Source organism: Pseudomonas sp. 43A (genome assembly GCF_013363935.1).
Classification (GTDB): domain Bacteria; phylum Pseudomonadota; class Gammaproteobacteria; order Pseudomonadales; family Pseudomonadaceae; genus Aquipseudomonas; species Aquipseudomonas crudilactis.
On record NZ_CP054880.1, the window covers coordinates 6,186,553 to 6,207,993 of the forward strand.

General features: G+C 57.8%; 18 protein-coding genes. All 18 read right to left on the bottom strand.

What is annotated here, in order from left to right:
• Positions 1 to 337 precede the first annotated feature (337 nt).
• Positions 338 to 1,477, bottom strand: a complete 1,140-nt coding sequence (locus HUW52_RS27285) for an acyltransferase (protein ID WP_175555361.1) — start codon at positions 1,475 to 1,477, stop codon at positions 338 to 340.
• 139 nt (positions 1,478 to 1,616) lie between these two features.
• On the bottom strand, positions 1,617 to 3,782 hold the full coding sequence (locus HUW52_RS27290; protein ID WP_175555362.1) for a phage tail fiber protein: 2,166 nt from the start codon (positions 3,780 to 3,782) through the stop codon (positions 1,617 to 1,619).
• 69 nt (positions 3,783 to 3,851) lie between these two features.
• The gene (locus HUW52_RS27295; RefSeq protein WP_175555363.1) at positions 3,852 to 6,401 is read right to left on the bottom strand and encodes a hypothetical protein; all 2,550 of its coding nucleotides are present in this window, start codon (positions 6,399 to 6,401) and stop codon (positions 3,852 to 3,854) included.
• Positions 6,401 to 8,173, bottom strand: a complete 1,773-nt coding sequence (locus HUW52_RS27300) for a hypothetical protein (protein WP_256667874.1) — start codon at positions 8,171 to 8,173, stop codon at positions 6,401 to 6,403. Before HUW52_RS27300 ends, HUW52_RS27295 begins: the two co-directional genes overlap by 1 nt.
• Positions 8,170 to 10,581 (bottom strand): hypothetical protein, encoded by a 2,412-nt coding sequence (locus HUW52_RS27305; protein WP_256667875.1) that lies wholly within the window; start codon positions 10,579 to 10,581, stop codon positions 8,170 to 8,172. The genes HUW52_RS27300 and HUW52_RS27305 overlap by 4 nt, the downstream gene beginning before the upstream one ends.
• A complete protein-coding gene (locus tag HUW52_RS27310; RefSeq protein WP_175555364.1) occupies positions 10,581 to 11,042 on the bottom strand; it encodes a hypothetical protein in 462 nt (153 codons plus the stop codon). The genes HUW52_RS27305 and HUW52_RS27310 overlap by 1 nt, the downstream gene beginning before the upstream one ends.
• A 10-nt stretch (positions 11,043 to 11,052) precedes the next feature.
• Complete coding sequence (locus HUW52_RS27315; RefSeq protein ID WP_175555365.1) at positions 11,053 to 11,520, bottom strand: hypothetical protein; 468 nt, start codon at positions 11,518 to 11,520, stop codon at positions 11,053 to 11,055.
• A complete protein-coding gene (locus tag HUW52_RS27320) occupies positions 11,507 to 13,852 on the bottom strand; it encodes a hypothetical protein (protein WP_175555366.1) in 2,346 nt (781 codons plus the stop codon). The genes HUW52_RS27315 and HUW52_RS27320 overlap by 14 nt, the downstream gene beginning before the upstream one ends.
• Positions 13,849 to 14,448 (bottom strand): hypothetical protein, encoded by a 600-nt coding sequence (locus HUW52_RS27325; RefSeq protein WP_175555367.1) that lies wholly within the window; start codon positions 14,446 to 14,448, stop codon positions 13,849 to 13,851. Before HUW52_RS27325 ends, HUW52_RS27320 begins: the two co-directional genes overlap by 4 nt.
• A 59-nt stretch (positions 14,449 to 14,507) precedes the next feature.
• A complete protein-coding gene (locus HUW52_RS27330; RefSeq protein ID WP_175555368.1) occupies positions 14,508 to 14,852 on the bottom strand; it encodes a hypothetical protein in 345 nt (114 codons plus the stop codon).
• A 10-nt stretch (positions 14,853 to 14,862) separates the two neighbouring features.
• Positions 14,863 to 15,303, bottom strand: a complete 441-nt coding sequence (locus tag HUW52_RS27335) for a Bbp16 family capsid cement protein (RefSeq protein ID WP_175555369.1) — start codon at positions 15,301 to 15,303, stop codon at positions 14,863 to 14,865.
• Positions 15,304 to 15,339: 36 nt separating this feature from the next.
• On the bottom strand, positions 15,340 to 16,332 hold the full coding sequence (locus tag HUW52_RS27340; RefSeq protein ID WP_175555370.1) for a major capsid protein: 993 nt from the start codon (positions 16,330 to 16,332) through the stop codon (positions 15,340 to 15,342).
• Positions 16,333 to 16,350: 18 nt separating this feature from the next.
• A complete protein-coding gene (locus HUW52_RS27345) occupies positions 16,351 to 17,052 on the bottom strand; it encodes a hypothetical protein (protein ID WP_175555371.1) in 702 nt (233 codons plus the stop codon).
• Entirely contained in the window at positions 17,049 to 17,366 is a 318-nt protein-coding gene (locus HUW52_RS27350) for a hypothetical protein (protein ID WP_175555372.1), read from the bottom strand. Before HUW52_RS27350 ends, HUW52_RS27345 begins: the two co-directional genes overlap by 4 nt.
• Positions 17,366 to 19,060 (bottom strand): portal protein, encoded by a 1,695-nt coding sequence (locus HUW52_RS27355; RefSeq protein WP_175555373.1) that lies wholly within the window; start codon positions 19,058 to 19,060, stop codon positions 17,366 to 17,368. The genes HUW52_RS27350 and HUW52_RS27355 overlap by 1 nt, the downstream gene beginning before the upstream one ends.
• A 1-nt stretch (position 19,061) precedes the next feature.
• A complete protein-coding gene (locus HUW52_RS27360) occupies positions 19,062 to 19,412 on the bottom strand; it encodes a hypothetical protein (RefSeq protein WP_175555374.1) in 351 nt (116 codons plus the stop codon).
• Between the two features lie 2 nt (positions 19,413 to 19,414).
• Entirely contained in the window at positions 19,415 to 20,929 is a 1,515-nt protein-coding gene (locus tag HUW52_RS27365) for a terminase (protein ID WP_256667876.1), read from the bottom strand.
• Positions 20,901 to 21,440: a terminase small subunit gene (locus HUW52_RS27370; RefSeq protein ID WP_175555375.1), complete on the bottom strand. Its 540-nt coding sequence runs from the start codon at positions 21,438 to 21,440 to the stop codon at positions 20,901 to 20,903. The genes HUW52_RS27365 and HUW52_RS27370 overlap by 29 nt, the downstream gene beginning before the upstream one ends.
• Between the last annotated feature and the right edge of the window lies 1 nt (position 21,441).

Here is a 21,441-nt window from a genome sequence, read left to right on the forward strand (position 1 = left end):
TGGAGGATGGATCTGGATCATCAAGGATCTCTCTGACGCGGATTTGTCCGGCCTTCGGAACCATTCGGGATCATCTGAAAACTGCTAAGCGATGCTCATGCAGGCACCGAATATAGGACGTTTGCATGACGAATTACACGGCTCTTTACATCTCTCCCACAAAAAGCTGACCTGCGGAACATAAATCCGCTTTTGCGAGGGGTGACAGAGCTGAAGCAGGTGGTGCCCGAGACAGGAACCATACTTAGGATGGATCCCCCAGCGTTCACTGGGGGTATAGAACGAATCTATTCGATCGGTGTACTAACCAAAGTACTTTTTCTGAATGGCTGGGCTGTCATGCGGTCGCGGCAATTGGTGTCTTTTGGAGAGTCAACCGCTTACCCCAGTCCATTCCAGGTTGCTCGATATACCTGAACGTGAGCGCCGAAATTAACGTGATAATGACCATTGAGATTATCAGGGATGAAACAAATCCTGCAGCGAGGCTTGTCGGGAAAAATTCGTATACCCAGTTGTAGAAACCAAGATACCCGAGGCCGTAGACAATTGTCGGGTGCACCAGGTAAAGGCTGAAACTGATTTTACCGAGATAACGTGTCAATGGGTTTGAGATAAATCTTGATGGATGCAAGGCCATCGCAATGCACAGAAAGACAAACGGAATCCCCCACAACATGTCCCATGTCGCTCGCAGGTCTCTGACCATGAAGAACATGATGAACTGAATATTATTGTAAAGGCAGATCATCAAAATTATGGCAGCACCGCAAAGAGTCCAGCAAACATACCTGCTTGCCGCTAATGGCATGTGGGAAATTTTTCTGTGAATGTGAAACCCGAGCACCCCCCACAAAAAGAACGGAAGGAATGATAAAAAGTTGTGATGAATAAAGCTTGATAATTGTTCCTCGAACGGTTTGAAATTCACAGAAAACAAACTTGAAAGCAGTATAGAGAATACAAGTACAAGAGCAGACCGAAGAGTTGTTTTGCACAGCATCAAAAGCAGCGGAAATAGCGCATAAAAAATCATCTCCACGCCGATAGTCCAAGACGCTCCAACAATGCCGTCCGTCAATCCAGGAATAACATTAAACGCAAACAGGATATTAACAATAACGGAAGTTGGAGAATAAGTAACATCCCAGCACAACCACAAATAAAACAGTTGAAATATCAAAGCCGCATAAAATAATGGCGCGATGCGAGCAAATCGCCTTGCAAAGTAATGACCTATGGCTAGCTCACTTGAGAGTTTTCCCCAGTAACCATATGCAAGACTAAATCCGCTGACAACGAAAAACAGCTGCACCCCGAAACCAAAATGACTACCAATGAAACTAAGGGCTGACGGAAGCTTTGCACCGCCAGAACCAACAAGATGAAACAGGATAATCGTCACTGCTGCATAGGCACGCAAAGACTCGATACCCTCCAATCTACCTCTTTGCTTTTTTTGTATTTCAGTCCGCATGCCTGATCCTTTGAGCGCTAACGATTGAAGCCGGCAAGACTATGCGCGAAGCCGAAACAATGCAACAGAAAGCCGGCCAGCGGGACGTTCAAGGCTATCCGGACGGTCACAGCGAACACGCCGCGACCGCCCCTCACAGTTAGATTTTGTAATTCCCTGAAATAACGATATCAGTAACGCTGGTGATATCTGTGTTAGCCAGTGGCACCAGCGACCCTGCTGCCCACTTGTACAATGTAATGCTAGAACTCCCTTGCTGAATCCTTCCAGATACAGGCACCGTAATCGCAGCCTGTAGGTTTGTTGCCGAAACAGACACACTTGATAAATTATTGATTATGTTTGCGTTGGTGAACGGAAGCCCGGAAACGCTTAGGTTTCCAGCATTCATTGTCCCGAACCCTGAGATAGATACCCTCAATGTAAAGTGAACCATGTTACCTGTGACGTTATAGCTGCCAAGTTGTGATCCGTGCACAGGAACCCCGCCGCCACTGCTGGCAATTGAAGCAGTGAACGTCCCTTGGCCAGAGTATCCTGATGGGGTATTAGAAGCCGTGTTGGTTTGACTTGCATTTGAAACATAACCCGACGTACCGGCAACAAAAGAGTTGCCAGAAAGAATGTTCCCTACTGTATTTGCATCGAGTATTACAGCAAACGTCGCTGTAGTGGCCCCTGTAACGTTACCCGTAATAGTGTTATTGGAAGCGCCTTGCTGAAGCATAATGGGCGCGCCTGCTGCGTTGCCACAGTTGATCAGTATATTGGAAGAAACGGCGCAGTTCTGTGCGTAGTTCCCAACAACCTCCGCTGATAGAACAATGCCACCTGCTGGGCAATCACTTGCATGGTTGCCACTTATTACATGATTGCCGCCGCCGGTGGCACGGTACCCGACCTGAAACCCTTGGACGTAGTTTCCTTCAGCCCGGCAGTTGTAACACTTGGACGCTAGGTTTGATCCTGATTGCAACCAGAGACCAACACTGCCATTTCCGTTGGCGGGGCCATAAATGGTGTTACCGATGAACGAAACGTTGGTTGATGTCATCGTGGTGTTGAGGCTGGTATCCCCCGTCAGCAACATCCCGTAGCCGAATGTCACATACCCCACGTTGTTCGCAACCAGCCCCGCGTTGCTGCCTTCCCACTGGTCGTAGCAGCAGTTGGTTGTCCCATATGCAAAATTGTTTGTAACCATGAAGTTCGTGCACAACGTGTGCGCCGTTCCGTCTGCGCCACCACTGAACGTGCAATGGTGCGTATGACAGAAATTTGTGTTTCGCATGTGAACGTTGTGCATGCCGCCGGTATAGGCGGACGAATCCATGAACAAACCTGAGATTTCAATGTGGGAGTTTGGGGAGCTGGTCGCGATGCCGGAGTTCCCGAACAAAACTGGGAGGAATCCACCAGCCCAAGGCAGATTGATTGGGGCGAAAGTTGACGGGGCAAATACCCTGGAAAGGTATCCGCTGCCTGTGATGGTGGTGTTGCTCGGGACAAGCAGGGTCGTCATGACTTTGTAGTCGCCCGGCGGGAAATGCACTTCTCGGGCGGAATTCAACGCCAATTGAATCGCAGCCGTGTCGTTCGTTATCCCATCGCCTGTTGCGCCATAGTCTTTGACGCTTGCCTGGTCGCCGAGCCTGGCCGCTACCGTCCTTCCTTTGTAGCCAATGAGTGCGGCACCCTTCGCCGCTACTGTCTTGCTCGACATGTCCTGAACTACATAGTCCAGGTTGTCAGGCCCCTTATAGAAGACGTTCGCGGCATTGTTGATTGGCCCCTGAATAGCACTGATCAGCGATGTCAAATACTCGCGTGACCAATGCTTGGTTGTGGCGTCCTGATCGTCGATAGGATCGGCTAGATTAACGATGCGCCGGCCTTCTGCGTCGTAGTAATCCTTACCGAAAGGACGGTTCAGAGAGCGGGTATTTACCGAAAAACTCTGCTGAATGAGCATTGTCAGTCGATCGAAAACGTCTTCATGCGTTTCCGCCAGAAACTTGCCCTGATTGCGAAGTGATGTGAGCTGATAAGGATCCATCTCGCGAGAGACGATGAGTTGCCCGGGGCCGGCAAGCGCAATGGTTGTTACGATGCTCCCACCGGTTTCGTCCTTTGCACCATTGGCTGAGTAGTCGGTCCCCAGTGTGAGGGGGACTACCATGCCCAATGGATTGACGTACGTTACAGACAAGTCTTCGTTTGCAAGAAACTTGAAATAAAACGGGAAGTTGGTCGTGACGCCATTGGTCACAAACTCTGCAACGCTGCCAATTGTGCTAACGGTCACTGTCGTGACTCCTTTTCTTCAGACGAAAAAAAGCCCGCTCAGTGGCGGGCTTGTTTGGGGTGAACAGGTTTAGCGGGCGATGCCCAGAGGGTCGGAGTAGCTTTGTGACGGCCTGACCAGGAACTGCTGACCGTTTTCCTTCTGAATGCGCTGCTCAGTTCGGCGCAGCGACCCGGGGTTCATGGCCTCCTGTACCGAGTAGAGAAACAGGTGGTCCATGGCGATGCGGGTGTAGAAGAGGTTGAGGAATGGCGTGTTGCCCAGCGCCAACCGGAAGGCTGACGAGCCTGCGTCATCCCCTGAACGCACCTTGCTCCACAGATCCACGGCACTGGCGGCGGTGCCCAGCGTTGGGCCGGCCAACGTCTCCAGCGGTTTGTTGCCGAAGCGGCTGACCTCTCCAAACATGAAATCGCCGAAGATCCCGAAGCCGCCGCCTTGAACCATCGCGGCAACCCAAGTTTTCGGGTCGTCGACGGGGCGCGGCTCGCGGCCCTTGGCAATATCCTTGGACGCCATCGACAGATAGCCGAAGGCTGTAGTCCACAGCAGCAGTTGGGCGATGCCCAACTTTTCCCCGTTGCCATTGCGCAGTGCTGCAATCAGATCCTTGCTACCGCGATAACCCTCACCTAGCGGCGTCGGCGCGTAGCCACGACCGTACAGCTCGCGGCCGAGCGTCTTCTGCATGTACGCGGCTGGGAAGCTTTTGAAATGGGTCAAGAATCGATTGAGGTCACCCATCATCGTGCCCGGGCGTGTGCCCTGATTCATGATCGATCGAGTGCGCGCATCAGGCTCAAGGACTGCGTAGCTGACACGGTCGTTGACGTACGCCCGCAGACTGCGATCAAGGCTCTGCCGAGTTTCGCGGATCGCTGAGTCAGACACGGTCCGCCCCTGATCAGCCAGATATCCGGCGATCTTCTCGCTTGGAATGTCGGTAATTCCTTCAGGGGTGAGGTAGTCGCGGCCGTCCGCCATTTTGGTGTCCATGCTGCGTAACAGATCCCACTTCCCAGCATCGATGTCGTACAGGGAAAGCGTGCGGCGCAGGTTGGCGTCCATGTTGGCCATGGCCCTACCTTTGTTCTGTGCCAGGTTATGGGACATCATCAGTCCCGCGCTGGCTTTGTTGGCGTCCGTCCACCATGACAGGCCGTTCAGCTTGAAGAACAGCGACATACCGCGCGACATCTTGCCACCCACCGAGTCGTCGGCGGAGAACCGGCGCATGATCTCGCCGCGCATCGAGTCGGCATAGACGCCAAAGCTCGACAGGATTTCACGCTGCTCAAGGCTGCCTTTCCCCTTCACCAGGCCAGCGGTCATTTCCCCCAGTGAGCCGAGGAAGTTCTTGCCCTGGTAACGCATCTCGCTGGCCGCAACTGGTAGATCGGTGAAGCTGGAAAGCAACGCGCCGCCGAGCTTGGACAGCGACTGCCAAGCCCGAACGTTCGCAGCAATACGCGCCTGCGTGGCGTTGCCGGGGATCCGTGTCTGCCCACTCACCTCGGCGAATCGGTTCTTGATCATCGTTTCCCGGGCGGTATTGAAGTTGGCCAGCGCTGCAGGATCACCGGACTTGCGCACGTCCTCGGCGATGATGTCCATCGCCATATTCAGGTTTGCTTCTGGGTTGGTTCCCAGCTTGCGCATCAGGGCGGTGTTCTGTCCGGACAGGTCGAGGCCGCGCAGAACCGCTTCGCGCAGGTTGCCGGTACCATAAAGCTGGTTGTATTCGTGCCACGCCACGCCATCCTTGAAGTGCAGCACCCGCTCCTGGCTCATCTTCTTGGCGATGTTGGCCGGTCCACGGAAGCCGTTGGGTTTGGCCTCGGCTGGGGACTTCAGGTGGTCGCCGGTGACAAGCCCGTCGTACACGCCATGCAGAAAGCTTTTTTCATTGGTGATGCCATCGAACGTTTTCGGATCAAGCCTTGGCAGAATGTCGGCCGCCCACTTGTCGAAGCCGGCTGAACCGATCTTCTCGCTGTCGTGGCTCTGGCGCGCGATGTAGCCCGGCAGCTTGCCGATACTGGCGCCCGCTTGGTTTGCATCAAGACGGGATGCTTCCTGATATTTCTCAATGATCCGGGCGATATCGACAACCTGGTCATTCAGCTTTGAGGTATCCATGTCATTGCCGATCTTCCATAAAGCGTCGGCGATATCGATGTCTGAACTGCCCTTCGCCAGTAGCGCGGTCAGGTCTTTCGTTTCGAGGTCGTGGATCAAGCCGCTGATGTAGGCATCACCGAGCGACTTCTGTTCAGCCGCCACGGACATCCGGGATCCCTGCCGAGCGAGGTTGGTACCGACCAGCAGCGATTCGATACCCAAGTCCGGACGGTCGGCGAAGTTGCCGCGGATGAATGCAATGATCTCTCCCCGGCGGCGCAGATTGATCAGAGCGTTGCGCCGCTCGATCAAGGCCGCATGCCGTGCCTGTTTACCCAGCTCATCAGCGGCTTTCAAAGTCGCCTGCTCCATCCCAAGAGCGCCTTCCCTTGCCATTATTTCTTTGGTGCGGCTGCGGAGCAGTTCAAAGATCTCAGCGAGTTCCACGTCTTCAAGGTCGCCGGCGGCGGCCCGTACAGCGTCAATGCAGGGATTCATTATTGTCCGTTCCTTATGTCGCACACGGCAGCGGCGCGGTATGCCTTCGAATAGCTTTCAGCTCGTTCAGCCTGGGCGGCTACGGCCTCGGCTTCCTCACGGCTGGCGGCCATTACCGCCGCGCGATCGGCTTCAGGCATTTGCTCGAGCATTTCATTGACCAGTGCTTCGTCCTCGTCGAAGGCCTTCTGTGCTGCATCCAGATCATCGATGTCCGCAACCTTGGCGCCGGCGTCGACACGCAGACTTTCGGCCTGGCCTTCTGGATCTACGCGGCGTGCAGCAGGTCGCTTGAAATGCTCCATCGCCTCGGAGGACTTGGCCGAAGACTCCAGATCAAACAAGCCATTGACGTCGATATCGCGCCCCGTGACTGCCTGGGAAACCGCGCTGCGCAGTGCGCTGTCTCGCACGGTCCAGTCCGCAGACATGGCCGTTTCACGTGCGGTGCGTACGGCGGTACCCAGCGGACGCAGCGCGTAACCCTTCATGATTTGTTTGGCGCGAGCTTCGATCTGAGGGCGCAAGCGCTCCGGGATTTCACCACGCTCAATCAGGCCGAGGTCACGCCGATCAAACTCGCCGGCACGGTTGCGCTCCAACTGGGTGTTGATTTCTGCCTGTCTGGCGCCGATCTGTTCGCGCTGGGCGTCGATGGTGTCGCGCGCCGCACGCTCGGCCTGTTTACGGGTCATGCGTTCGCCCTGGTATTGCTTCGCCAGATCCTTGAACGTGCCGTCAAGATTCATTGCCTGCTGAGTCAGCGACAGCCTTTCAGCGTGCAAGTCGGCCACATTGCCAACACGCTCGCCAGTCAGGGTCGGCCGTATCTCATCAATGGCCTGCACCTGGGCATTTCGATAGAGCGTGGCACTGTCCTCTTCGAGGTGTCGTCTGAGCGAGGCGCGCAACGCCGATTCAGGATCCTGATCAAACACCTTCGAAAAGTCCGCAGGCTGGGTTCGCTCCCGCAGGGAAAGCCCTTGCTGCGCCTGGCCTTCGGCGATTTTCGGCGCCGTCTCGATCCCAGTGGTTTCGGTCGCCAGCCGCCGGCGAAGTGCGTCAGATGCGGCGCCACCGAGCGTGTGCAGTCCGCCACCGAGAACACTACCCAGCGCTATGTTGGCCAGCGAATCGGATAGGCCGTATTCGGTCTGGTCGAGGCCGGCCGCAAGCAATGGAAGTGGTTCAATCAGCGCAGCACCGACAGCGCCCTCAACTGCACCAACACCCGCGCGCACGCCTGCTCGCCCAAGAGGGCTGGCAGCTCGCCCCAGCATTGCGGCGTACCGAGCTTCGCCAACGACAGGCACAAAGGCCGACGCAATGTTGAGCGGGTCTAGCAGCGAAGCCGCAAGACCGGCCGCGATCTGCGTCCCAAAGGATCCGCCATTGGCCCGGGCCATTACCTGTTGGCGTGCTGCCTGCTCGCGGTGCCGATCAATCAGGATGTCGAGCGCGCCTTGCCGAATGCCCTGATCAGGAATCTTGATCTCAAGCCCCATGCCGGCGACTCGATCGCGAGCGGCCTGTGCATCGAGCATCGGGGTATCAGGTTCATTGCGCGGCGGTACCAGGATTGATTCGGTGTCACCTGTAAGCCGCAAACCTTCCTGTGCTTGCGTCAGCTCTTCGCTGCGCATGATTGAGTTCGAAGGGTTGGTCGACAGTGCTGAACCGAAGGAAGCGTCGAACACTTCACCAGATCCGGCGGGGATATCCAGCATCGTGCGCCGGTCAAGTGCCGGAGCGTCACCTGCAAAAATTGTCATGGCATCATCACCGACGGCGCGACACGGTACTGTCCGGCTTCTTGCAAGCCTTCCTGCTGAAGCTCAGACCAGGTGCGAACGATGGGCTTACCGTCCTTGCCCCTGACGCGGTAGCCGTTGAGGGTGAGCGACAGGCCGCTCTCGTCATTGGTCGGAACCCATTGGCCGCCGGACAGCAGCGCGTCGTGCAGCTGACTGGCGTTCTGTTCGGCAGTTACGCCTTTGAACCCAGGCAGCGGCATGAGCTCATCGGGCTTGATGCTGCTCAGCGCCTTCTCTGCGCCACGGCTGACGGCGGTGGTATCCAGCGTTTTCGGTACGCGGTAGGTTCCGAAGAAGTCGTATTTCTCGTTGACCATGCCGTCGACAACCCTCTGCGCCGAGTCCTTCGGGCTTTCACCCTGAAGCACATAAGAGGTCGCAGTCCGAACGGCGGCCTTGTACATGGTGCTGAACGTATTGATCCCGCCAGCCTGCCCCTGAAGAGACTCGGCAAACGGCAGCATGGCCTGTTGAACGCTCTGCGCGATCTCGTCTTGCTGGCCTTTCTGCAAGCCTGCGCTCAGTTCCTTGTCCTTGAGTGGGGCAACGGACGCCATACGCTCGGCGATATCCTTTGGAAGCCCGGTGGCAATCACCTGCGCTTCAGGCGGCAGCTTATTGCCTACCTGCTGCAATACGGCCGAGAAGTTCGAACCCCACAGCTGAGCCTGCTGCTCGATCAGTGTTGCAGCATTTTCACCCCCATTAACCTGCTCGTTGAATTGTGCGGCGAATTGGTTGGCCGCTGCGTCCGGCAACAGCTTCGGCTGGGCCACACCTAACCGCTGCTGTTCCGCCAGGGTGGTGTTTGCATAGACCTGATAGGCCTCTGGCGTACCCTGCTCTTGTGCGTTGGCGAAGGCACGTTGAACCACAGGGCTGTACTTGACGGTGTACGCAGCCGGGTCAGTTTGCTGTTGCTTCATCAGACCAACGCCAACAGACGTCAGGTGCTGGTAGAGCTGGGAGTCTTCTTTGAATCCCTTGCCAACGGTTGGCGTCCCGCCGTCCACGTACTGACGTGCCTGCTGTTCGTGCAAGGACTCTGCATAAGCAGTGGCATCTTCAGGGTTATCAAATTTGCCCAAGTGCTTACCTGTTTTCAGGTAGTTCTTGATGGCATTTTCATCGCTCATGATCTTTCCGTCATCGCTAACGGTTGGAATTAGTACTTCCTGCCCATCAAAGTTCGCCGATATCGATCGCACAGTACTGATACTGCCGTCTTCGTTTTTCACCGTTGGCCTGGCGTTGAGATCGATGTTGCCCCGCTCCAACATTCCCGAAGCTTGGTCACCATAGAACGCGCCTGCGGATTGCCGTGTTGGGTTGAAGCGGTCAAGGATCGCTTGACGCTCCTGCGGGTCAGCCGTAGCGAATTCGCGTATCGCCGGCGCTACAGCCTGAATTTTCGCGAACGAATCATAATGATCCTTTGCCTTGTCACCATAAGCCGCCTTGAAATCCGAAAAGCTTGGCGGGTCTTTGAAATCCAGACCTTGCGAATAGGCAGCGCTGGCGTCCTGCACGCGGCTGCTCAACTCCATGCGGTTGATTGCCTGCATCTGACGCGCCTCGACCTGGCGCTGCCGGGCTTCGGCCTCAAGACGACGGAAACCCTGATCGATGCCATTGCTGGCGCGGATCTGGTCTTCTGCGGTCATCTGGCCTTTGTAGGACTCGAAGTAGCCTTTGGCCTTTTGCGGAGAGTCCACCAGCATGCGCTGGATTACCGCCGTCGACATACCGCTGACCGTGCTGAGGCGTTCGGCCTGGGCGGCTTCTGGCGACAGGCCGAGGCGTTCGGCGCGACTGGCCAGCACCGCGTCGATCTTCTGCCGGTAAGCGTCGACCTTCGCAGGATCCTGATATTCAAGCGCAGCGCCCTGCATGGACGTCTCAAGCTGGCCTTTCTCGACCTCGCCGTAATAGTTCTGACGCTCGCCATATTCGTAACGGTTGAGGTCGTTGGATAACGAATTGCGCCGCCCGCTGACAATCTGCGCATATCGTGCACGCTGCGCATCGCTGGTCAGGTTCTTGGCGATTTCGGCCTGGGTCTGGTCAAACTGATCCAGCGTCTGGTTGGTGACGTCGAGAGCGTTCTTTCCCTTACGGGTGAATACGCCCCCGTTTTCGTCATACATCGCCTTCTGCTGCCACTGCGTGAGCTGATTGTCGGCTTCCATCAGCATCGCGGTGTCAGCCCTTTCGCGCTCTTTGGCGACAAGGATTTCGGCGCCGCGCTGAAAACTGCGCAGTCCATCCTCAATAGCCGAACTGTCAGGCGCAACGGCGCGTAACTCTGTCGCCCGGGTCGGCTGTTGCTGAACCTGGGCCGTGTCGAATGTCGGTACCCGAGCCATTATCTGCCCCCCGCGAATGAGCCGAATGCGCTACCGAGTCCGCCGAGAATAGAGCCTGTGGCCTTGTTGCCGGCATTGGTCACGGTCTGCACCGCGTTGGCTCGATCCTGCTGAGCCTGAATGCGGTAGCCGTAAGCTTCGCGCGCGGCGTTGTTCTGAATGGTCAGCGCATCCAGTTCGCCGATCATCGCGGTGTCGTCTTGAAGCTGTGCAGCGCTGCCGCTGTTCACATCGATACCGTTTGCTGCCTGAACGGAACGCTGCGTCCCTAGGGCTTGCCCGGTGCGCACGCGCTGCCAATCGGCTGACGTGTCGCCGGCGGCGATGGTGTCATTTGCTGCCTGATCCTTCAGCGCGGCGTTCTGCTTGAACATCCCCGAGTTAAAGGCGCCTTCCTGCTTGGCGTTCTGCGCGCCCATCACACCGCCAGCCACGGCGATGGCCACCGGTATCAATGCCATCCAGCACATATCAAATCTCTCTGTTCAGGGTGAACGGGTGAAAGGGGAAGCCGTGCGGGCCATACGGAACCGCTGGGCCGAATTCGAAGCCGAGCCACTTCAGCCAGCGGATTGCGGCCGTGTTTCGGGCGTCGACGTAATTGATGAGGTGCCAGTGCCTGGTAAGCATCCCCTGCACTTCCGGCTTGCAGACCTTGAGAAATGCTCGAGCATGTCGATCGACGTGAATGGTGCTGATCAGCCAGGGCACGCCGATCGATCCGAGAATGCTGTAGGTCGCATCGCCGAACACCGCAACAACCAACCCGTTTACGACGATCTTGCGAGCGTTGAGGCTGCCGGTTATCGCTTCGCGCAGCGCCCTTTCCATGGGGATGCCCAGCGCCTCGGTGATCTCGTCGATATCGGCTTGGCGGACGACGGGCAGGATCTCAGCCACATCATCAACCGTGACCGGTAAAACCTTAGCGGCCGCCAATAGTCACCTCCGGAATAACCGCCAGCACTGACAGCGGCAATGGGTCGGATTGACGGATGAACACCCGCCCCTTGCCCTGCCAGTCGTTAGAGATTGAAATCTCTGCCTGCCCGGTAATCGTGTCGAGCGGCTGCTCGTAGGTTTCGCGGCTGGTTTTCTTCTCGTAGAGCGAGTTCTTATCCTTGCCGGCGAAGATTCCGCGCGACTCCTCAACGATCACCGTCAGCGACGTAACTGCGATTTTCTTGTCCAGGACGGTTTCGTTGGCGTTTTTCAGTTCAAGGTCGAGCGTTTCCATGTCTGAGTGATACGGCAGCCCAATGTGAGCCACGCCTGCGGCTTCCTGAAGATTCACGGACCCGCTTGCGACAACCCGTTGCGGGTGAACGCTGCCGTCAGCAAGGATCGACACCGTCTTACCTTCGAGATGCGCCAGCCCGGAAATGGTCTTCGCCTGGCGCGACCACGTCGAAACGGAGACGTTGCGGAGGGCTTCCGGGCACACGATCAGAAGCTTTGCTGTAACCACTGTCGAGCTGGTGAATTCGACGACCTCGACACGGACCGTCTCGGTGATGGTGTCTTCGTTACTGTCGGTAATGGTGCGCTTCAGCGAATACTGATTGCCCACGCTACCGGCAGTGAAAGGCGCATGACCGGTAGCGATCAATGCAATCAATCCCGGATATTCCCAACTTGTTCCGCCAGCCAACGTCAGGAACTTGTTCGTATCAGTGTTTCGACCGTCATAGGTCAGTCCGCAGTCAACAAAGAATGCGTCTTCGATGTTCAGGATCTGGCGAGTAGCCATTCGCTCGACATAACGCTTTTGCACTCCGTTGATGGTGCGGCGCACCACCATGTACAGCGCATCTTCCTGCCCTTCAGGGATGCAGGCGATCGATTCAACAAAGCCATCCGTGTCGTGCCAGTGCCAACCAACGAGCTGCTGCTCTGGCAGGTAAGTCAGCCCAAGCAATACGCCGTCATCACGCACATACCAGACGATCGAGTCGGGGATTTTCTGATAAGCAACGCTGGTCAGCTCATAGCCTCGGAACAGATGCGCGCTGAAAATCGTGAGGTCATCGGCCGCGAATCCGTCAGAGTCGAGCGAGTACCCGAACGAAGACACGCGACTGCCGCGCGCTTGGACATACACGGCGCTGTTGCCCACAACCACCGGGGGCACAATCGCCGACCCGTCATAACCCTCTTGGCTGGCCTGAATGGTCTTGGCTGTCAGCCCGGTGTCGCCGCCGGAGAACGTCCACTCGCCGCCCGAGGTCAGGCCCAACAGTTTGCGCAGGCCGAGCAGGTGGCGCATGCGGTTCACTTCCCTGCTGGCAATGGTGAAGGTGATCGCGTCGTCATCCTTGTTCGGCACCGAGAAACCGAAGTTCTTGAACAAGCCAGTCTTTGACATCCATACGGTTTGCGGGCTGAGGTTGCTGCCGGCGAACACCAGGCGCTGCTGGTAATAGCCGACGGCGCCCGGGTAGTTGTTCGCGCCCACAAACGGATCGTTGCCATTCGGTGGCGTATCGGTCTTTACCGCCGTGATGTTGCGATCAGTGAAGGTCAGCGCAGTGGCGCGGCCAATGAAGCCATAGATCCCAGCGCCGGCGTTGTCCTTGTAAACGATGTAGTAGGTGGCGCCGGCAACGGCTGGCCAGACGACCGTTGCCGACGCGGTATCAGGAAACACCGTCACCGTGTTCGAGGTGACCGGCAACGATTCATCAATGCTGTTGCCGTCATCCAGAACCGCTGTGATCTGATAGCGCCAGACCTGCGTGTTGGTGCCGGTGCCAGCGGTTGGCGTTGCGGTGGCTGACGCCGGCGCTGCGATGCGCGGAGCAAGACTGATTTCGGACGTCACCCAGTTATCGTGCGCAAGGCGCCCCAGCTCGCGCGGTTTGTAGGAAGGGTGCGCAAAGGTCATCAGGTCGGCAGACTGGGTGAAGTTCAGTTGCTGCAGGTCGAACTGCGTGTACGGCATTCCAACCTGATACGGCAGCCCAACGAACGGCCCACCACTGAACAGCACCTGACCGCCGTCCTTGATCACGCGCATCTGCAAATCACCGAATTGCAGAATGTAGGTCTGTTCATCGTTGAACTGGAACGGGATCAGGCGGTTCAACTTGGTCGAGTCGGCCACCTCGCACACGAACTTCGTGCCCGGGCGATTACGAACCCCGCCGTATGGCATGACCATGAAGTTCCGGCAAAGCTTCAGCCCGGTGTAATAACGGGCGATATCGGTACGAGCACTGGCGGAAGGCGACAGCTCGCCGGCGGCGAACGTTGGCTGCAATACGCTGGTCATCGGCGCACCGCCACGAACTCGGAATCAGGCTCAGGATCGTCCTGCGATTCGTTGAAGGCCGAGGCTTCAGCCGTGGTCAGCGCCATTTGATATTGCTGCGTGGCGAACTGTTGCAGATCTGGCTTCGAACTCAGTGGCAATGCCAAATCCATCGCTAGACGCCATGCCAGGGCGTCTGAAAACAGTGCATCGAAGAACGTCGAGTCTTCAACCCTGAACGTGAAGCGCACACCAGCATCAGGCTGATCAGTGTGAATTACCCGGCCGCCGGCGTCGTATCCAAGACGGAAAGGGATTTGCAGCTCGCTGGCAATTGGCTGGCGCTGTCCCGGCTGAATGATTTCGCGGACCTTCAGGCAGTCCGCCGGGTAGCGATATCGGTACGCCCAACCAGGTGCAGGGCTGCCGATATCGGCAAGGGTCACAACGGATTCCGCGAACGGCCACGGAAAATCAGAAAGCACCAGCTCGCGCAACGTGCCGTAAAACACGCTGCATAGCTCGGCCGCCTTGCTTTTTTCCGTGAACGACACGATAGGGTCGGTGTGTGCAACGCGTGACAGCGCAACGTTGCAGATCTCGATATCGCTTGGCATTCGGGAACCTCAGAAAGAAGAAAGGGCCCCGAAGGGCCCTTAAGGGTTGCTGCTGTGGGTCAGGCGTCAGGCAGTCCGTTGCTGTTGTCGTCATTGCCGCCGGTGTTGGTCTTGGTGGCGATTTCGCCACCGTCATTCAGGCGAGCGGCTTCCGATTCCGCTTCTGCCTTGGAGCCTGTAAAGGTCCCAACCATTTGGCCCGCCGCATCCTTGACGACGAATTTCCCGGCAGCACCGCGCGCGGCAACGTAGCCGGTGTACTTTGGCCGTTTCCTTGGCTTCGCTTCCGTGCCCTCAATCATCCAGCTTTCGCTGAAATGCGCCTCATCATCCAGGATGAACGTGTCACCAGGTTCTTTGATGCCGCCGCCGTAAAAGCCGCGATCAGTCGCTGTAACTTGCATGGTCATCTCCTTACAGAATCACAGAGCCGCTGGCGTAAGTGGTTCGGTCCTGAACGTCTTTGACCAAGCCAGCCCAGAAGCTGCCGGCGGTAAGTGGGCCAGTGCCGATGACATAGTTCAGCCGCAGATAACGACGTACACCGCGCGGCACCGCAACCTGAACAGGACGCTTGCCAGCGGTAAGGTCAGCCAAAGCCAGCGCACCGGAATCGAACAGCGTCACCCAGGTGGCGTTGTCATCGCTGGTTTGCAGTTGAATGTTGGTGGTGGCTGCACCCGCAGCGGTTGCAGCAGCAAGCATCGCAACCACAAGATAAATCGGCTCACCGGCGCCGATATCGCGGCGCGTGTTGCCGTGGGTCAGCGGCCCCAGATCAATGACATCAGTTGATGCCGCCGAAGCGGTAACGAGCTGAGCATTGCTGAAGGTGTTCAACTTATCGGTAATCATTTTTCGAACTCCTATGAGCGAGGGAAGCCAGCGGTCTTAGACCACTGGCGCCTCGGTGTTGAGCAGGGCATCGACGGTGCGGAAAGGCACGCCGCGCAGGCTGGTACGGAACTCACCGTCGTACTCATCGATCCGCAGCTGAACGTTCTTTTTGTTCATTGCCTGGATGTCCAAGCACTCGCGGATAGTCCGGTTCATGTAGAACGCAGCCCGGCCCATCTTCAGGTTCGGGATACGGTGCACGGCGCGGATCATGTTCTCGATCAGCTTGACGGTGGTGCCGTCAGTGTCGGCAATCAGATCAGACACATCGACGTTGCAGATCCGTACCGCGTAGCGCCAGTCACGCAGGGCAATGCCGCAGTTCCACTTATAGTGGTCACGGTATGCGCGGAAGACCTTGCCTGTCCCATCATCGACGAGCTCGATGCCCATGTCGTTGTGCTCAAGGCCGGCCTTCGAGCCTTTTGGGTAGATGCCGGCGACAGTCTGATCACCCCACAGCACCAGCCAGATCGACGTGTTGTCGGAGCCGGAACCACCCATCTTGATAATGTTCTGACCGTTCTTCGCAGTGCTGTCGCTGTAGCGAGGGGAAAGGCCAAGAAACTGGGCAGGCGCCAGCGCGTCGTTGTTGTAGAACAGGCCGGTGGCCATGTCCTGGTTCATGCCTTCCATAAAAGCCGAGTTTTCCGAGAGACGGAAAGCTGCAGTGTTGCCATTCAGTTCGGCCAGCGCCACGTCGACCACGCCGAGGTTTTCCAGCATTGCGCAGGTTTCATCGACCTGTGCGCTGGTGGATTTACCGCGTGGAATACCGGCGTTCAATGCGCGATAGGTACCAGTAGGTAGACCGGTGCGGATGGTGGTGCGGTGACCGGTCGGCAGGTTGCCTTCCATCCACAACATGTCCGTCAACACTTCGTTGGTCTGGGTGAGCATTTCGATCATCCGCGCTTGCTTCTGATCGGGGTCTTGACGCTTTGCCCAGTCGGCCAAAGTCAGCGAGGTATTGCCAATAGTTGCCATGTTTATTTGCTCCGTAGATTAAGACTTGCCTTGGCCGTAGAAAACTTCTTCATTCGACTTACGGCCGGTGTTGGTTTGCCCGCCCGGCAAGACAAACTTGTCTTCCGAGATGGCCTGACTGACGCGGTGGCAGAACTTGAAGAGGGCCGGGTGGTTACCCAGTCCGGAGTTGTTGAGCAGATCCCGCAGGCCGTCGTCGCCGAATGCCTGAATGACCTTGACGGCGCTCGCTACGCTCTTGTCGTAGTTCTCACCGCCCAGTTCTGGATCGTTTTTCACTGCCGTCGCCCACGCCTCTCCCTGCTTGGTGACAGCGGCCTGGTATTCCTCGGCTTGCTTGGCCGCCAACTTCGTTTGGAAGTCGACGATCTTCTGGGCCTTGTCCTGCGGCAGATTCAGTTCCTTGGCGAAGTCCTTGAACTCACCGAGGATTGCCGAATCCAGGTCCATGCCTTCCGGCAGGGTGAAGTCGGCGTAGGCCTCAGGCGCGCCCTGTGACTGATCCTTTGCCTTTGCGGCATCTGCGGCGGCCTTGTCCCTGGCTGCCTGATCACCCTCCTGATTAGCGGCGTCAGTCGCGGTGGTGGTATTGGCGTCTGCTGTAGCAGCGGTTGCGGTGGTTGCATCGGCGCCGCTGGTAAGCAGCGTGGTATCCGACTGTGCGGTTGTTGCTGTCGCGGCAGTGGTGTCTTGAGCGGCAGCGGCGGTTGCGTCAGTCATTGGGATTCATCCTCTATAGGCTTGGGGGCGTTCTCGGCGGCCATGACCGGGAACATCGCCGGACACAGGTCGTTGGTTTCGCCCAAAAGAAAAAGGCCAACATTTCGTTGGCCTTCGTTGAAGTTCATCACCCCGCCGTGGGGGTTGAATGAGGGTTGGAACACCTTGCAATGTCCCATCAGGCGCCACATGAAGCGTCGGCCGCGCGGGTCACTCATCAGCCAGCGGAAGTCGGCGATCTCTTGCTGGCGGGCGATTTCCTTGGCGTCTTCGTCCTGCTCACGCAGGTCGTCGAGGTTATCCAACTCAGTCATCACACAGCCCCCGCCAACTGAGTCAGGGCGTTATCGCCGCTGGTGTCGGTCTCGCTGAGCATCTGCGCACCTTGAATGACGCTGCCAAGTTCCTGCTGCATCTGCTGCGCTTGCTGAGCCTGTGCGCGCTGCTCACGGATGCCGGCGACCATGTCGTCAGCACGGACCATCGTTGGCGGAACACCGATCAGTTCGAAGTACTGCCGGATCGCTTCGTCCGAATCCAGCAGGTCTAGCGCGTTCAGGCTTTGTGTGGTGGTGGCGACCTGGCCTGCAAAGCCAATGGCGCGCTCGATGCTCGATACACCGATCTGTTTCTGTGCCTGAGCCAGGATGCTGGTGAACTCGACACGCAGATCAAGGCCGGCCAGTTCTTTCGGCGGCGGTGGGATGAGTGGAGCGCCCGGAAGTAGGCCAGCCCAGCGAGGGATCGACTGTTCCAGCATCTGGTTGAAGTACATGTCGACCAGCGGATCCAGTAGGTCATCGGTCTGGCGCTCGAGTACGGGGCCGAGCATCAGCAGTTTTTCTTCCTTGCGGGTAGCGATCTCGTAAGCCGTCCGGACGCTGTCCATCTGGCTGACCATCAGGAACAGGTCGACGAAGAATGCGGTGTCGATGATCTCGCTGTCGGCCTGGATCTCGCCGCGCAACTGGCCAAGCCATGCAGGGTTGACCATGTACAGCGGTTCGAATTTGGCGCCGACCTGCATATCGTTGAGGTAGGTGATGCTGCCCGGCAGGATCGAGGCGCGTTGATTCTTCAGGCTGGCAGGCGCCCCCATCGGTGGCCGCACACCCTTTTCCAGCAGTTCAGCCTTGCGGCGCTCCATCAACTGCACAGCTTTGGTCGAGCCAATGCACATCGAGCCAGGGCCAGTACCGTAAACGTCTTCACCCAACACGTCCCAGCGCGGTGCCATACATGGAAAGGTTTTAAATCCTGACTTGCGCAGCACGCTGTCCTTGTCGCTGCCCTTCTCCCAGTACACAGACCGGAACGGCATGTTCTGGTTGTCCTGCTTGCCGGCCTCGCGGTTGTCGTTTGGCTCCAGCGCGTGCACGACGTCTACCCAAGCTTCCGGGTTGCTATCCAGCAGCGTGCGCGCCGTAGCGCTCATATTGGCTATGCCGAACTGCTGTTCAAGCTGGCGGGCGGTCATACGGAAATCGCGGTAGAGCGTATCCACCTGGTTGCGACTGTTATTGGCCAGCATGTAACTGCCGACCGCAAGCGGGTACGAGCGCAACAAGTCTTGTTCGTCCGGCAGTACGATCATCGGCGCAGTACCGAATACGCCTTCCTCGCTGTAGCGGTTTGGCAGGACGCTGTACAGGTTCGACCGGGCCATTACCTCGCGCATTGATGTCTCAACCGCGTACAGCCAGGCCTTGACCGGGGCGAATTCCATCATGTCCGGGTCAGGCGTGCCGAACTTCACCCATGGCGCGGCAGGATTGGTCATGCCGGTGTGCATGCCAGCACCGAGCGTACGAGCCGCAAACGACGCACGCGGGTTGATGATCTTTTGATCTCGGCGCTTGCCGTTGTTGGTGTCGGTGTTGTTCCAGCGTCCAGAGCGCGGACTGATGAAGTCACCCAGTTCCTGCCACTCGGGCAGCCAATTACTCTCGCGCTCGTTCTTCAGGCGGGAATAGCGCTTTTCGAGCTGGTCGCGCAGAGAGTCGGCCAACTTACACCCCCAACAGCGTTTTGTTGCTGGTGTTGGCGCCGCCCAGTACGCCGGACGCACCGGTGAGGATGGTGCCGTTTTGGCCGGATTGAGCCAAACGCCGGCGGCGCTCGGCATCTACCGCAGCCTGCACCGAGTCGCTACTGGTGGTCGGCGCCGTGGTGCTGGCGGTGGTGCCAGAGCCGGCAGCAGCCTCAGCCGCCGCCTTCTCACGGTCAGCCTTTCCGAGGAAACCGGTCTGCTCACCAGTCAGGTTGGGCAGGCCCATGCCTTCGAGGATCACATCACCGCCGCGCAGCGGATCCAGATCGATCGCTTTGTTCACCAGTTTCTTGATGCTTTTGCCACACATGCTCATTTCTCCCCGTATGGGTCGTAGTCGGATTCCAGCCCGTTGTTGCTGCCGCCGTTTCCGTAGTCGTGGTACTGGCTCTTCATCACCGGCATGGCGAAAGTGAGCGCCAGCGCATCGGCGTCGTCGGGCGAGATGCCGAGGCGTTTCTTGATGTCGTCTTTCTTTTCCAGGGCGATCTGGTCGCTTGCGTTGTGCCCGTACATGGGAGACGTCAGCTCTGCCTCAAGCTCTGGACAGGCGTTGATTGCCAGGCCTGCACGTAGCGCCTCGCGCATCTGCCACCACATGTACGTCCGCATGTTTGCGTAATGCCGATCAGGCGCTGCGCTAGCGAAGTTGACGTCGAGGATCACCACGCCAGGCATAAGCCTGCGCAACTGATCGGCTACCGGGCCGCCCACACCGGTCGAGTCCACAAACACAGCGTCCGGCCGGTGGTCCTGCACCGCGGTGCATACCTTGGCGATAAACAGCGTGGTGTCGCGGGTTTCGCTGCCGGGAATCTTGATCGCCGGTATCGATCGAGTGTCGAGGCCGCGGCGGAAACGAATCACGTTGCTGTCCGCGCCGCCCCGGGCGATGTCGATGCCGCAGACCAGGGCATCGTCCAAACCGAAAACAGGCTCACGCTTCATCGCGTCCGCTACCCAGTCGGTCGGGATCAGTTGCAATTCGGAAGCCCTCGGGAACATGCCGCGAACTCGTACGCGGAAAAAGTCGCTGTCTTCGCCGTAGTCCTCCATCCACTTGGCAAACTGGACTTTGTTTGTCCCGTCCACCGTGCGGCTGTCGATCTGCCGGGGATTCCAGCGGTGCTTGTACTTCGAGAAACACTGGCGGAATCGCCCGGTGTTCTTGGTCGGGTTGCCGAAAGCAGCCCAGATAATTTCGGTGTTCTCGTCCGTCAGGGCGCCTTCAGCCACTTCCCATACCAGATCGGCGATGGCTGATGCTTCGTCGAACACCAGCAACAGGCGCTTGCCTTCGTTGTGCAGGCCGGCAAACGCCTCGGTGTTGCTCTCCGACCATGGCACGGCGTCGATACGCCAGTTCTTTTCATGGTCTGGGTCAGTGCTGATCAGTGCCGTAGCGGTTAACCGAAACCAGTGGGCAGTGATGGAAAGCCGGTTCCACTTCGCCACCTCTGGCCAGGTCTTGGTGCGCAACTGGGTTTCAGTGTTGGCCGTGACCACGCCACGAGTATCGACAGCGGTATCGAGCGACCATTTGATGATCCAAGACACCAACGCTGACTTGCCGATCCCGTGGCCGCTGGCCACCGCTTCATGGATAACCTCGCCCAGATCCTTGGCGCCGGCTCGGATCTTCTTGCCGATATCGTCGAGGACATCAATCTGCCACTGGCGCGGGCCTTTCTTGTTCGCCAGCTCCGTGCCCGGTTCACCCCATGGAAACGCGTACCAGACGTAACCCAGTGGGTCGTCAGCGAATGAAAGAATGTCCTCGACCAGTTGCTGTTCGAGGTCAGCCTCTGGAGCGGTCAAGGCGTTCACGTGCTTTAGCCATCCGCTGCGAGGTGGTGAGGTTGATGTCTACCGCCACCTGTTCACGGAAAGCGTTGACGTTGACGTGCTTGCCCAGCAGTTCCAGGTTCTTGACCTTGTCCGGCCACTTGATCTTCTTCATCAGGCCGACCAAGTCGCGTTCCTTGCCGGCGCCTTCGAACATCTCGGCGATATCGAAGCCCGACAGCGACTGGCGCCAGACCTTGGGCCACTTCGAAAGCGGCTTGATCGACATGTCGTCGTCGAGGATGTCCAGCAGATCCATCTGATCAATCTCAGTCAGTCGGTGCAGCACGTAGTCAGCATCAATCTGCGTACGCTTGTTGCGGGCTTCCATGGCCGCTTTGATAGCTGCGGAGATCTCCGGACGTTCCATCAGTTGCCACGCCTGATCCTTGGCGCCCTTCTTTGCATACCCTGCCCGAATGGCTGCCTGCGTGGCATTGAGGTCAACCAGGTACTCGATGACGAATGCCTGTTGCTTCGATGTCAGAGCCATA

Excerpts from the sequence above, each read along its gene's own strand:
- HUW52_RS27285 (WP_175555361.1), bottom strand. The coding sequence starts at position 1,477 with ATGCGGACTGAAATACAAAAAAAGCAAAGAGGTAGATTGGAGGGTATC.
- HUW52_RS27325 (WP_175555367.1), bottom strand. The coding sequence starts at position 14,448 with ATGCCAAGCGATATCGAGATCTGCAACGTTGCGCTGTCACGCGTTGCA.
- HUW52_RS27340 (WP_175555370.1), bottom strand. The coding sequence starts at position 16,332 with ATGGCAACTATTGGCAATACCTCGCTGACTTTGGCCGACTGGGCAAAG.
- HUW52_RS27330 (WP_175555368.1), bottom strand. The coding sequence starts at position 14,852 with ATGCAAGTTACAGCGACTGATCGCGGCTTTTACGGCGGCGGCATCAAA.
- HUW52_RS27335 (WP_175555369.1), bottom strand. The coding sequence starts at position 15,303 with ATGATTACCGATAAGTTGAACACCTTCAGCAATGCTCAGCTCGTTACC.
- HUW52_RS27300 (WP_256667874.1), bottom strand. The coding sequence starts at position 8,173 with ATGACAATTTTTGCAGGTGACGCTCCGGCACTTGACCGGCGCACGATG.
- HUW52_RS27305 (WP_256667875.1), bottom strand. The coding sequence starts at position 10,581 with ATGGCTCGGGTACCGACATTCGACACGGCCCAGGTTCAGCAACAGCCG.
- HUW52_RS27360 (WP_175555374.1), bottom strand. The coding sequence starts at position 19,412 with ATGTGTGGCAAAAGCATCAAGAAACTGGTGAACAAAGCGATCGATCTG.
- HUW52_RS27295 (WP_175555363.1), bottom strand. The coding sequence starts at position 6,401 with ATGAATCCCTGCATTGACGCTGTACGGGCCGCCGCCGGCGACCTTGAA.
- HUW52_RS27310 (WP_175555364.1), bottom strand. The coding sequence starts at position 11,042 with ATGGCATTGATACCGGTGGCCATCGCCGTGGCTGGCGGTGTGATGGGC.
- HUW52_RS27350 (WP_175555372.1), bottom strand. The coding sequence starts at position 17,366 with ATGACTGAGTTGGATAACCTCGACGACCTGCGTGAGCAGGACGAAGAC.
- HUW52_RS27320 (WP_175555366.1), bottom strand. The coding sequence starts at position 13,852 with ATGACCAGCGTATTGCAGCCAACGTTCGCCGCCGGCGAGCTGTCGCCT.
- HUW52_RS27345 (WP_175555371.1), bottom strand. The coding sequence starts at position 17,052 with ATGACTGACGCAACCGCCGCTGCCGCTCAAGACACCACTGCCGCGACA.
- HUW52_RS27370 (WP_175555375.1), bottom strand. The coding sequence starts at position 21,440 with ATGGCTCTGACATCGAAGCAACAGGCATTCGTCATCGAGTACCTGGTT.